The sequence below is a fragment of the Salinadaptatus halalkaliphilus genome (assembly GCF_006543045.1).
Lineage (GTDB): Archaea > Halobacteriota > Halobacteria > Halobacteriales > Natrialbaceae > Salinadaptatus > Salinadaptatus halalkaliphilus.
In genome coordinates this window covers 16,339-29,249 of record NZ_RBZW01000023.1, presented here as the reverse complement: position 1 = coordinate 29,249, position 12,911 = coordinate 16,339, and the positions used below count along the sequence as shown (strand labels likewise).

The 12,911-nt window shown below is 55.0% G+C and carries 8 protein-coding genes; 3 read left to right on the top strand and 5 right to left on the bottom strand.

Going from position 1 to position 12,911, the window contains the following annotated elements; all coding sequences use genetic code 11:
• Positions 1-211 precede the first annotated feature (211 nt).
• Positions 212-988 (top strand): hypothetical protein, encoded by a 777-nt coding sequence (locus tag D8Y22_RS10555; RefSeq protein ID WP_141464674.1) that lies wholly within the window; start codon positions 212-214, stop codon positions 986-988.
• Between the two features lie 112 nt (positions 989-1,100).
• On the opposite strand, the gene D8Y22_RS10550 is transcribed toward D8Y22_RS10555, so the two are convergent.
• From D8Y22_RS10550 to D8Y22_RS10540, 3 genes are all read right to left on the bottom strand, one after another.
• The gene (locus D8Y22_RS10550) at positions 1,101-1,409 is read right to left on the bottom strand and encodes a hypothetical protein (protein WP_141464673.1); all 309 of its coding nucleotides are present in this window, start codon (positions 1,407-1,409) and stop codon (positions 1,101-1,103) included.
• A complete protein-coding gene (locus tag D8Y22_RS10545; protein ID WP_141464672.1) occupies positions 1,406-1,792 on the bottom strand; it encodes a hypothetical protein in 387 nt (128 codons plus the stop codon). Before D8Y22_RS10545 ends, D8Y22_RS10550 begins: the two co-directional genes overlap by 4 nt.
• 619 nt (positions 1,793-2,411) lie before the next feature.
• Positions 2,412-3,032, bottom strand: a complete 621-nt coding sequence (locus D8Y22_RS10540) for a DNA-directed RNA polymerase subunit epsilon (protein ID WP_141464671.1) — start codon at positions 3,030-3,032, stop codon at positions 2,412-2,414.
• A 341-nt stretch (positions 3,033-3,373) separates the two neighbouring features.
• Between D8Y22_RS10540 and D8Y22_RS10535 the strand changes: the two genes are divergently transcribed.
• Positions 3,374-5,914 (top strand): DEAD/DEAH box helicase, encoded by a 2,541-nt coding sequence (locus D8Y22_RS10535; RefSeq protein WP_141464670.1) that lies wholly within the window; start codon positions 3,374-3,376, stop codon positions 5,912-5,914.
• A 647-nt stretch (positions 5,915-6,561) separates the two neighbouring features.
• On the opposite strand, the gene D8Y22_RS10525 is transcribed toward D8Y22_RS10535, so the two are convergent.
• Positions 6,562-6,984, bottom strand: coding sequence for a cold-shock protein (locus tag D8Y22_RS10525; protein WP_141464669.1), 423 nt, complete (start codon positions 6,982-6,984; stop codon positions 6,562-6,564).
• 594 nt (positions 6,985-7,578) lie between these two features.
• On the opposite strand from D8Y22_RS10525, the gene D8Y22_RS10520 reads away from it, so the two are divergent.
• Entirely contained in the window at positions 7,579-8,586 is a 1,008-nt protein-coding gene (locus tag D8Y22_RS10520; RefSeq protein ID WP_174811825.1) for a hypothetical protein, read from the top strand.
• 33 nt (positions 8,587-8,619) lie between these two features.
• Here the strand turns inward: D8Y22_RS10520 and D8Y22_RS10515 are convergent, their stop codons facing one another.
• Positions 8,620-12,678, bottom strand: a complete 4,059-nt coding sequence (locus D8Y22_RS10515) for a protein NO VEIN domain-containing protein (protein ID WP_217350875.1) — start codon at positions 12,676-12,678, stop codon at positions 8,620-8,622.
• Between the last annotated feature and the right edge of the window lie 233 nt (positions 12,679-12,911).

The window sequence follows — 12,911 nt, the reverse complement described above, 5'->3', positions numbered from 1 at the left end:
ATGAACGTCAATCTGGCACATCTTGTCCTCAGTCGCTTGGATCGAGGCTACCCAGCCACGTCCTGCGAACTGATATTGAAGATGCAACAGGCTATACAAGGTCGGACTACACTGGACCGGAAACTCCGGGCCTCAGGAGGATGCTTCAGAATTTGATTTTGATGATTTCCGTGACGCGGCAGGACCGGCGCTCTCAGAAGCAGATGTGGAAATGATTCGTGACTTTACCGAGGATTACAGCGGTCAGTACTCATCCCGCGTCAAAGAGTTACGTGCTGAGTTCACCGAAGGTTCCAGTGTTGAGTCGGACGGTGAAACACCACCATCGTTCACAGAACTACTGCAGGAAATGTCGGCGGATGTCAGTTTCAGCGACGAAGTGGAGGCGTTGTTAGATGACTGGCAACCGGACCGCGTCAAACCAGACGACTACGACCCGGAGGAAGCAGAGGGATTCCTAACCCAGTTTTACACTACCCGATCTGAATACCGGGAGGGGATAGATTCCATACCAGAGCTGAACACACGGTTCGAGGAATACAGCAACCACTCTTGGAAAGTGAACTCGGTCAAAGGGGTGGGAGTCGACTCAGACAGTGATAGTCGAGGACTAAAACTCGTCTTCCAACTGGCCGACGACTCCAAGCTGAACGAATGGGAGGTCACAGATTTCCGAGAAACAGATGACACCCGAGATTTCATGGTCGCTGCTGGTATCGGCAGTCGAAGCTACTCGTTCGATATCTCGGACAACTATATCAGTGACTTCGACATCACGGTTGCGCATGAATACGTGGGGAAATTCGATCTTCCACCCGACGATTTCTGGGGATACGAAGTAGAGAACCAGGATCCGAACGAAATCATGCATACGTTGCTCTCGGACTGCAGTCACCTGCTCCCGATTATTGTGGCCTTCTTCGACGAGATTCCATCCTACAATCTTGAACCAACTGACCCAGGCGGTCACTCAATTTATCTTCCGTGAACCATCCGATGTATCCGGATCGCTGTTGCCGGCTGTGGAAAGGGTAATAGTCTCAGTATACTCGAGCCTGAGACGTGAGTGTTGCAGCAGGGTCAGTGGATATTGAGCGCTACTAGTCGTCCGGGTCGTAGAACTTGTTCGCCCAGGATTTCTTGTGGAGTTTCAGCTGGATTTCTTCACCGTCGTCCCACTGGTTGTCGAAGCCGCCGAAACGGTATCCACATCCCTCTTCGAGGGTGATATCGTCGTTGAACACGACGCAGGGTCGCTGGACGTCGCCCCTTTCGCTGTCGCCAAGCATGACTTTCTGGTGAGGTTCGTGACTTCGGAGGTCGATAGTGTAGTTGACGAACGCTTTCGTGGTGACGAACCGGTCTGCGCCGTCAAACTCGTCGATATGGATGAACGGTGGACTACTCATCGGTTCTCACCGCCGTGAATGACGGTGACCTGCCCACAGGTTTGGACGGCGGGTTGCGGGTCGCCGCAGGATGGGCAGCGCGTATCAGTAATCGGATCTACGAGGTCATCGCAGTTGTCGCACATCACGAGGCCAGTCTTTTGAAGGCGACCGTCGTTGTTGAGGACGGTTCGCAGCCAACTGTCTCGGACGAGCAGGAGTGCGTCTGTGGGTTCGTAGAGTCGGGCGTGGCTGCACTCGGCTGCGGGGGCGTCGACGGGTGTGGCGATGCGCCACGCTTCTTCGATTGGCCTGTCTGCGGGGGTTCGTTCGTGCCACCGGTCGCGGGCGTGTTGTTTGATTAGCGGGAGATATGTCTGGTCGAGGTTGGTGTGTTCGGACATTTATCGAATGAGCTGTTTGGAGTACTGCATCGTCGTCTGGGAGCCAGTGGCTGCGAAGCAGAGAACACCGAACGCTGACCAGCGTTGCCACTGGCCGCGTCGATATGTGCTATGGTGACTGAGACCCGACGAAGCAGCGCTTCGACGAAGACTGATTCCTCTCGGTAATGAGCCGAAGGGCCTCTAAGGGGTGTCGCTGGCTAACGACGAGAAACGATGCTTTCGAGCGCAAATTGTGCGCACGGACTAAGATACCCTTTCGAAGGGGTTTGCCTGATGGGCCGAAGCCCATCGACCATTCCCGTGCGTGTTGGTTACAAAGCCCCCTTCGAAGGTTGGAACGGGAGTCTGGATAGACCCACCCCCTCCGAGGGGCTGGAACACCGCGATATTCGCGCATTAACTGGCAGCCAGGCCGTCTCTCCGCCTTACGGCGGATCCGACGACCGACGACCCTCAATACGCATATTGTCGCAGGGAATACTTAAAGGATTATTACCTTCAAGAATACCAAACTCACATGAGATGCTGGAGACGTATGTGCCGGCAGATCATAGGGGGGTATCACCCCTCTTCTACCTCGGTATCAGTGACGGTTGTGGCATCAGATCCGTCCCGCTCACCGAGACTGAAAAAATTCCTCCTTCTTCAGTTCACGCTTGACGAGTTGGGACACACTGTATAGATCCGCTTTCGAGACGTCCTGTTGATCTAGTATCTCTCGATAATCCGACTCGTCAAGCATTCGTGTCGGCAGGTCATCCTCCTCCAAGTCCGATAAACCCTCGTCAGGGAATCGCCGGGACCGATCCCACTCAACGGCCACTTTAATCGTTGCCAGAGCAACTTTCCCGAGTCGCTTCTGCCGACCGAACCGATCCAGATTCATCGTCGCCATCGCAGCAACCGCTAAACGTTGTTGGTGAGACGGAAGATCGAGAGTAGAGCAGAACGACTCAGTAACACGCACTTTGTCACGAGCAGCTTCACGAGCACTGTGGTTGCCATCGGAGCGATGCCTGCCTTCGTTATGCCGGATGAGTTTCGTTACATCTCCGCCAGCACTTCCAATCCCGACACGAGTGTCACCGAATGCATCGTACCCGGTGGTGTACTTATCAGGTGAATGATCGAGTTCTTGTTGACGGGATGGTTTCTGCTCTGGGGTTTCGTCAGCAAGATATTGATCGGTCTCTTTTGACTCGTCTTCGGCTTCCTCTTCGTTTGTTCTCTCCCTCACAACTGACTCCCAAGTACTGTAAGAATGAGTATCAGCTACCCTCTTAGTTCTTGTTCGGCTGCAAAAATCTCGGGTCGCACGTACTGGAGAGTCATATCTCTATCACGATCAACTCTCACAGTCTCTCATGGATACATAGGTGGGTTGCGAGACGTTCACCAATTCAGTGATCGTGTGCAATCTCTCGACGCGTAATGTGCGGGTCCTGTTGGATGGGCGTTCTAACACCTTCTCGCCAGATAGTGCAGCGGCTTATCGTCGGTTCAGCCCTCTGGTAATGGCTGCGGTATCATAGATCAAATTACAAAAGTTCACAAGCAGCAATCGATAAGAACCGACAGATGAAGAATCGACCCGACATTGAGGAGACTGTCGAATGGTTACGGGGTCGAGGCTATTACGGGGGACAGATCACTCATCAACAGGTTGAGAAGGGACAATCTGCGGAGACAGCTGATATCGACGTTTCTGACCCGTTATCGATCGCACTTCGACAGTCCGGAATCTCGAGTCTGTATTCGCACCAGGTTGAGGCTATCGAGGCTGTCCAGTCTGGTGAAAACGTGGTTGTCGCAACGCCAACGGCTTCTGGCAAAACCCTCACATACGTCGTTCCCGGTCTCGAGCGGGCGATCGAAAACACAGGGAAGACACTCTATATCGCCCCGTACCGCGCACTCATCAATGATCAAGCGGACACGTTCGAAGCGTTCGATACTGAGTTAGGGTTTGGTGCTTCGATCGATATAGGTGTTCAAACAGGAGAAACATCGAGAACGGTTCGGCAGGAAATCAAGGGTTCTCAGCCGGATGTACTTCTGACGACGATCGATCAACTCCATCTTAGTCTCCTCCCGTATGCCCACGGGAAGAATCATTGGCGGTGGTTATTCCAGCAGTTGGATACCGTAGTCATCGACGAGGTCCACATGTATCGTGGGGTCTTCGGAAGTCATGCCTCGTTGATTTTTCGACGGCTCAATCGGTTGTGTGACCATTATGATGCGTCTCCACAGTACATCTGTTGTTCGGCAACGATCGGGAATCCCGTCGAGCATGCAGCAACTGTCACTGGCCAGGACGAAACCACGTTCAGACTTGTTGATGACGATGGGAGTGCATCGGGCGATCGCCACTGGCTGTTCTGGAATCCACCGCTCAAGCAAGATGGCGACGAAGACCGATCGATTCCGGATCCGGCTGTCGACGCAGACGGTACTGTCCGTGCTGGCCATGACGAACATCCACCTGAGCAGATCGCAGCCGCTATTGAGACCGCTCCGAGTTCGACGACCGACTCACAAGCGGAGTCAGACGGTTCATCGGAGCCGTCCGATGAGATTGCACTCCCATCCCATCAGGAGGTGGTCGGTGGGGAACGACAATCGAATCACGTCGAATCCGTGCGGCTGTTCTGCGATCTTGTGACCAGGGGGTATCAGACGCTCGTGTTCACTGCTGCTAGACAGGGGACGGAACAGTATGTTGACTGGTCGGACAAAATGCTGCGTGAACGAGGCCAGCATGACCTCGCGGACAGCGTTCACGCCTATCATGCAGCACTCAATACGGACCGACGCCTCGAACTTGAAGAGGAGCTTCGTAGCGGCGATGCTCGTGGCGTTTGGAGTACGAACGCGCTTGAGCTCGGGATTGATATCGGGACTCTCGACGTCGTCTTGCTCGATGGCTACCCGGGAACGTCGATGAGTACGTTCCAACGAGCCGGGCGAGCTGGGCGTGGTGAGGACGCCTGCCTCGTTGTTCTCGTCGGGGCAGACGATCCACTGGACCAGTATACGATCCGAGAGCCCGAGGAATTGTTTGAGAGTGGTGCTGAACAGGCTGCTGTCAACCCGACTAATGATGCGATTCGTCCGGATCACGTTGTTTGTGCGGCAAGTGACCATTTCTTGTCGCCAGATGACGAGGACTATTTCGGCTTCGATCTGCCTGGTGTCGTCACGGACGTGGAAGCCAATGACCGTCTTCGCCGTGTAGAGAGTGGCGATCGGATTCAATGGCGTGCCACGGATTCAGATGTTCAGTGGAAGACAAATATTCGAGCGATCGATGACCGCGAAATTGATCTTATTGACCGGAATCGGGACGATCAGTTGGCATCGCTTGAATTTGGAGCTGCGGTGCGGGATGCACATCCGGACGCGATTTATCGCCACCAGAAACAGACCTATCGAGTTGTGGAGTTAGATCTCGAATCCGATCAGGCGTTGCTCGAAACGACGTCTACAGCAGAGTACACACGTGCTCTTCGAGAGAAGTCCGTGACTATTGAGGATACGTACCGCCAGTCATCCGTTGAGACGCATGAAATGGACGCTCAAGCGACGTTAGGAAAACTCACAGTAGAGGATACGGTCACGGGATATTTGCTGTACAGCAACCCCAGTGACGACACTCCACGGGAGTGTGAGTTTGAAGAGCCGTTGGAGTCACGAGCTATCGAAACTACAGGAGTGTTCATCACCGTCCCCGGCGACGTTGAGGCGATGATTCTCGACCAGATAGAGTCACAAGATGAGTATCTCAGTGCGCTCCACGCGATCGAACATGCCCTGATATCGCTGTTTCCCATGGAGGTGCTATGTGATCGAGGCGATATCGGCGGCCTTTCAACTGTCAGTCATGGGCAAACGACTAATGGGACCATCTTCATTCACGATGGCCATCCCGGTGGAGCCGGGCTGACGCGACAGGCATTCAATCAACTTGACGTACTGTTAGAGAAGACGTTCAAACTACTTCAGGACTGTAGCTGCCGGGATGGGTGCCCATCCTGTATTCATTCACCCCACTGCGGGAATGCGAATCGGAGTCTTAACAAACAGCTCGCACTGCAGTTGTTGTCGGAGCTGAAATAGGTGAACTACCCTACTCACTCGCGGTTGACACCGGTCGATGCTTGAGGGTAGGAATTCCTGTTTTTACGACACGGTTTCAGATGCAGGTGTATCCACAGGGAGCGCAGTCTTCACGGGATTTGGTTCGACGCTCTTCGGTAGTACAGAGGAACTGGCTCTGACTACCCGAGATTTACTCGATGTTCCACGTTTACCGATGGTTTAGCCCATAGTTCGAATCCGATTATGGTTAGGTAATGACCGCTGGACGCTCGGGGACGCTGGTCAAGAGTATGTTCAGCAGTACGACGTGGGGACGCTGCTTCGAATTATGTGTGATCGGAACGTCGGGCCGCGGAGTCTGCTCTACGCATTGTCTGCTGGGCCGATGACGCTCAGGGAGGTGAGTGACCGAGAGTTGGACACGCACCCGGAGTTAGGGTGGAGTCGTGGAGAGACGGACATGGCGAGACAGCGAGTGAATTGGGTGCGGAGTATGGGGCTCGTTGAGGACCGAAAATCCAATCAAACCCGGCGAGGACGTCGCCGGTTAGGTGACGTATAGCGGTGAGGACTTGGCTTTCGATGGTGTTCAGACTGGTCCTGTTTGAGACGGAATGAATGACTATCGCCGCCTTGCCGGTAGGAATCTGCCGCCGTGACGAAGATTACAGTTTTCCGTTTAGCAAATCATTCTTGTTCCCTATTCCTTCGTCAAACGGATTCAACTGCCCCTCATCTTCGTCCTCGTCATCATTATTGACACCATCCTTCTTCGCCGTATTCTTCAAATACGGAGTCTGCGGCTTCTCGTACTCAGGATCTATATCTCTCTTCCAGAAATTCGTCCTCGAATTTGTTCCAGACGTCTTCTTCGGTTGGGATGTCACTTTGATATTTTTGGCTCGCCATCCTTTCTCATTTTTAACCATGCTGAACTTGAGACGGGTTCCTTCTGTAGGATTCTCCCCTGGATAGTCAGAGATATGGAAGAATGCATCAGCCTCCTGCATCTCGTCTCCAAGCAACGTTGTGATGAACCCGTATCCTTTCTCCTCATTGTAAAACGTTATCGTGCCATCCTTTGCCATACTGTGGTGTAGGACGGCTAACACTATAATTCTTGGCGGTACAATAGAACGTAGTTGGTCCTACAACTGTTCAGCAGAAGGGTCCCGGTTTTTGTATTAGCGGTGGTAGTCAGTGATCACGCAGATTACAGCGAGAGCGGTACATTCAATTTGCTTGTGTGTGCGGAATATAGTCGCCAGTACAAACATGTGCCTTCACTTTAACTCTCAACTATGACTCTTCATCTCGGACCGCGGGCTACTCGGGTATTGTCGGCATGGGGGGAAGTGGTGGACGCGAATCCGTCTGGCTCTAGATACGATTTAACATCGCCGACACGTTCGGAACGGTACCGGAACCGTCTGGAGACGTTCGTGAGCGACCCGACGGAGTCGAACTTCAAGGCGCTCTGGACCGAGGAGACGCTCACGGCAGCAACCGAGTGGCACGCAGCAACGATCCTGAATCTGTGGCCCGAATCGATGGCCGAGTTAGCTTCGTTTCTCGACGAACTTCGCACTGCGGAGGAGTACGATGCTGACTGGGAAAACCGTGCGAATTGGGGGCTGGTTGTCGCCGAACTCTACACACGAACTGACCCTGAACACCCGATCGTGAGTGATCAAGCTCGACGCGGGTTACGGAAATTCGGCGTCGAACCGGCGACCGAGTTCGAGAACCTTCGGGACCAGCTTGCGTTGTTCCGTGACGTGTATCTCGACATCGCTGGCCACGTCACTGTGTCGAACGAGACGCCGCTGCCCGTGTATGAGGAGATAGATCAGTTGTTCGCGCTCGTGACGACTGCAACAGTAGACGATATCGCAGCGGAGGAGGCGGGACCGCGGGGTGATCTGTACGCGGCGCTCCGCGGGTATCCTGCTGCGTCGACGAAGGATCGCGGCCCGATTGAGATCGATTTCGAGGCTGCGACGCCGGCGATCGATGGGCACGTCGCTGCACAACAGAACGATGCCTACGCTGATACGGACACTGAGCACTGGGCTGGGAGACATTACGAGACGTGGAAGTGGGATTTCGCGGAGTACGTGTCCAAGCAGGTTGCCGCGTCGTACACGCTGAATGATTTGGCGGCAGACGACGTGGAGCCGTTTTTTGACGCGTTCTGGGCGAATGCTGACGAGTACACTGACACGGATACTCTCTCGACGCCGGTGCCGCAGTATTTACTCGGTAGGTGGGGTGTCGTGCAGCTTCAGGATTTTCAGGGGACATGTCATGACGATCCTGAGGAAGCGGCGGCGGTCCTCTCAATGCTGTTCGACGAGGACGAGCACTTGGTCGAGCGGTTACGCCGATTCCACACGTTTGCCGCTAGTGACGATGTCTCTGACGGGAACTTACTGCGGATTGCAACGACGCTCCTGATGGGAGCGTACCCGGACAAGTACGTGAACTTCCAGTACGAGCGGTTTGACACGCTTTTCAGTGCGTGTAGCAATATTGAGTCGCTCGACACAGGGTTCGATGCGCAGCAGTACTATCGCATCGTGCTCGCGTGCCGCGACCTTCGGGACGCAATGCGCAAAGAACTCCCGGATGCATCGATGCTTGATGTCCACACGTTGATCCGCCTGTATCAGGATTTCCAGAACGATTGAGGGATGGCTGGAAAGGTTGTTACGGCAGTTCTTCTACTCGTCCCATTCGATCGGGCGTTCGACGATCGGGTCGTCGTCGAGGTCGAAGCTTCGAAGGTCGAGTTGCACTTCACGTTCGCGGCGTTCGCGCCGGTGTTTGGTCAGTGTCTGGAATGGTCGTGGGATTTCCAGCAGTGTTGCATCGCTGCTCTTCCCGACACGGATGTTGCGAGCTACGTAGAGGTAGTAGCGGTCTGCGAGCGTGCTTTCAGCTGCTTTCCACTCGTTCCACGAGAGTGAGGGTTTGCGCGTTTTAAGTCCCGATGTCTTGAGCTCGATACACCGGTCGATCCTGGGTTCGCCATCTTCATCGGTTGCGATCGTTAGCACGTCGAAGCCGGGCCAGTCGGTGGCGAACGGATTCTCGTCCTCGGAGAGGTCGGCTTCTTTGAGGAAGTTGTCGATCGCCTGTTCGACGAGATCAGGATCGCCGTTCGCGTTGACTGGTTCCTCGATCTCAGTGTCTCCTTTCGCTTCTCCATATGTTTCTGGTGTGCTTACGTCCCAGACTTTTTCCTCGGGATTGTCCTCGCCGCACTGCTGAAGACGGTCGCGTTCGGATTCGATTGTAAGTACCATTCCAAAGTCATCGATTTTGGTCCGATACTCTTGTGAGGCAGGTGTCCCGCCCGATCCAGAACTACTCCTCGATCGTTGTCTGGTCTTCGTCTGACCGGTAACACTCGTAGAGGTCGATCGCGGCGAATCTGATTCGTAGGGGGTGCGCTCGCCGATTCGAGTGAGGGCCTCCACGTCGGGGACGCGATTCGATCTACTCGCGGACCCCGAGTCGGCTGTCTCCTTCTGTTCAGTTGTCGGCGGGTCGCGCTTCTTGTCGAAAGCTGTGTCCGATTCTTTCGATACATTGTCCCTGTCTGTTTCCTTGGATTCGTCATAGTCGATGACCGTTCCTCCATCATCCCCGAAGAGTCGACTGCGGACGACGTCAAATTGACCGTCGTGGACACCGTTCCCGATCACACGGAGCCGGTCGAGTAAGATCGCTTCCGGCGACGATTCCCCGAACGCGTGCTCAATAAGGTTGTACACTCCTTCGTAGTACTGTGGGATGTCGAGATAATCCGTGTAAGCGCGGGCGACCGCATCAACGAACTCTCCGTCAGGGAGTGATCCATCGATCAAGACCGCGGATTTCGTCCCATCTTCTCCCCTACTGATGTGGTATGGCTGTGGTTGAGTATCGGCCTCGAACTGAGCCGATGATTCTGTCGTCGTCAGTTCCAGATCGAGTCCGTCGACGATCTCCAGTTGCTGGTAGAAGCGTCGTGTGTTGCTGGTGTCTTGGTCAACTGCGGCTGCGGAAGGGCGATCCGAGCGGAGGCGTAAGAGAAGTGTAACGAGAACTGTTTCAATCCACTCCTCGTCGACCGTGGTCCCGTTTACGTTCGCGGGGATCCCGATGTCGTCGCCTGGGCAAGGCGTCTTGGTGACTACGTTCTCCGTGTCAGTAGCACCGAGGTGAGTTCCGAAGCGCGCGGCTTCAGGCTTGAAGAGAACTATCTGTGGTAGCCCCAGGTTGCGGTATCGCTCGCGGTCGGTGTGTGACCTGACGAAGTACGACTCTGCTGCCGAGTGGAACTCGTACGAGTCCCCGTCCCGGCAGAGGACGGGCGTTGTGTCGAGACCAGTTTCTTCGGGACGCCACTCCGGTTCGGCGATGCGTTCAGCTTCGAGTCCTGGAAGAAGTTCTGCGACTCGTGTGTAGACGAGCTCTACCTCGCCTGCGAAACGGTCAGGTTCGACTGAGGCGTTCTGCAGATGATCGTGGACGCGTGAGAGGACACACTTGACGTCCTCAGGAGAGAACTGGTCTTGTTCGAGTTGCGTTCCGATACCCAGTGCCGACGTGAACGCTTCGATCGTATCTGTCTCGGTAGCGGTCGACTGGAGTTCTTCCACGAAGGGAAGTAGCGACCGGCGGCGGTCGAGTTGGAGACTGAATCGCTTACGGTCGCTCGACGGAAGAAACCACGCACGCGGCGGTGCTACTGTTCCTTGACTCGTTGGAACCCAGTCGTGCTGTCGTAGTTGCCATATCCAGAGATTCACTCCTGCAGTCCGTTGTTCCTTTGAGCGGAAGAAGTACGACCGGTTCGAGCCGCGCCACCGGTTATTAGTGAACTCTACGGCCAAAGCATGCTCGTGGCGACCGAGTCCCCCGTCCCACCACGTTGCGAGGTGGTTCAGGAGGCGTGTCCCAATAGACTCGTCAGCCGCCGCAGCTGCGAGGATTTCCTCGGCGTACTCAAGCGGATTTATCTGGAAGAAATAGCCGTTATCCTTGACGTCCAGTTCCGGATCAACGTTGTCCAAGAGGTGTTCTCGATACGTTGCCCACTCGTCGTCGGTGAGGCCGCTGTACCGCGGATCGACGGGAGTTTTTGTTTCATCGGACGCGGCGAGATCGTCTACTGGGGAGATCGCTGATCGCGGCGGTTGCTGGAAGCCTTTCGTTTTCCGGTAGCGGTGACGCGTCGACGCGTCCGGCGCGAAAAACGGGAGCGGACGGACGTGTTCGGCGACGCCAAGCCATCGGAAGAACGCTACCCACTCCTCAATTTCCGCAGTATCCGACGCTTCGAGGTCGAACCACTCCAGCGGGGGAAGGATCCACGGGTCAAACCGGTCTGTGTCAGTCTGTTTGTTGACGTCGGTAAGCAGTGGTTCGATATGAGCATTGTTTGGTCTGTCCAGTGCTTGTTGCCATTCCTGTGCGATGTAGACGCGGTGTGCGGGTTGCCACTCGATTTTGTTCCCGTCCAGCGAGACTGTAGGTATTAGGAGTTTCGAGAGTTCGAAAAAGGAGCGCCGTGAAGAACGATACAGGAGTGGATCCGTCGGGTCACGGTCGTTCTCGGGAGATCTGACTGCTGCTAATTTCCGGATCGTTGCCAGCGTTTCAGTCGTTTCGAGGGGTGCAGTATCGACATCCTGTGAGTTCGGCCCGGGGATCAACGGACGGATCGCTGCATCGAACACCCGCTCGAATGAGAACGATTCGATCTGCCAGATGCTCTCCAATTCAGAGCGGAAATCAGTCGGTAAAGCTGCATTCCGGAGTTCTGGCGCGGCGTTGGGATCGGTGCCATGGTAGAGTTCGCGTGCGAGAAACGCGAGCGTCGGCAAGCTGTCGCGTGCAATGTTTTCCTCTGGCGGCAGAAAGAATGACTGGTCGCCGCTTCGTGTTCGAACTGCCTTTCGCGTCTCGCCTGCGGCAGTAGTGGTTCCTGTTGGGAATAGTTGTGCAGACCGACAGGCGGCGTCGAACGCGTCACGCTCCTCATCAGACTCCAAGGTCTTGCGAACTTCGACGAGATGGACGAGAATCGGATCAATCCACAGCTGGGCAGCATCGTCGTCATTTCCTTCCGCGTCACTGCGTGCATTCGAGTCTGCTTGATCCTCCGATTGGTCGGTGCTGTACTCGCGGAGCACCGGATTCGCACTGGCTTCATCGAGGCTTCGTGGAATTGCTTCAGGAGGTAACCGCGTTGCACCGAGCGCTTCGAGGATAGTGGTCGTATGATGCGTTAAGAGATCAGCTGCCGGGAGGTATTCAGCCTCGTCGCTACCCGTGACGCGTTCGTCGTTGAGAAGTTCGGCGAATGCTACCCCCAGTCCGTCGGTCTCTGCGGCCGTATGAGGCAAGCCGAGTTCTGCAATCGATCGGAGTGTCTCACCGCGATGAGTAAGGACAAACGGGACGGTCGAGATCTGTTCCGTGAACGTCTCAAACAGGCAGTTTTCAACGGATCCGGGTGTGAACGACCACTCACGTGCGCCGCCAAGGGAAGGATCTAGTGTTTCGAGGAACTCTGCCGGTGTCGTCGCCGATGCATCGACGAAAGGAACGACTGTTTCCGCGAGGTGTTCGCCGAGTTCGGTGAATAGGGCAGCGTTGAACTGGCCATCGTATCCTCGCTCATCGTTGTAATCGAGCGTGAGGTTTCGACGTGAGGTATCTGATTGAAACGTCCCAGTGATGAGCGCGGGGATCGGACTCCGTTCTTTCGTCGGGAGGAAAACGTGCACATGCGGTGGTTGGTCGTCTGTTCCGCCGTAAACAGGAGCCAGTCGCCAATCCGCCGGGTCAGCTGAGGGATTCTCGCAAGTCGGTTCTGCTGTGAAGCCAACACCGACTGAGAGTTTCCCCATCGTGTTGACTTCGACTCTGCTCAAGTTCGATTGCTCAATAATGGTGGTCCGATCGATTTCGTCAGTCTCGAAAACAACGAACGACTGCGTATCATGGTCTGTTCCATCGG

Coding starts and splice junctions, on each gene's coding strand:
- D8Y22_RS10535 (WP_141464670.1), top strand. CDS start 3,374: ATGAAGAATCGACCCGACATTGAGGAGACTGTCGAATGGTTACGGGGT.
- D8Y22_RS10555 (WP_141464674.1), top strand. CDS start 212: ATGATTCGTGACTTTACCGAGGATTACAGCGGTCAGTACTCATCCCGC.
- D8Y22_RS10525 (WP_141464669.1), bottom strand. CDS start 6,984: ATGGCAAAGGATGGCACGATAACGTTTTACAATGAGGAGAAAGGATAC.
- D8Y22_RS10545 (WP_141464672.1), bottom strand. CDS start 1,792: ATGTCCGAACACACCAACCTCGACCAGACATATCTCCCGCTAATCAAA.
- D8Y22_RS10550 (WP_141464673.1), bottom strand. CDS start 1,409: ATGAGTAGTCCACCGTTCATCCATATCGACGAGTTTGACGGCGCAGAC.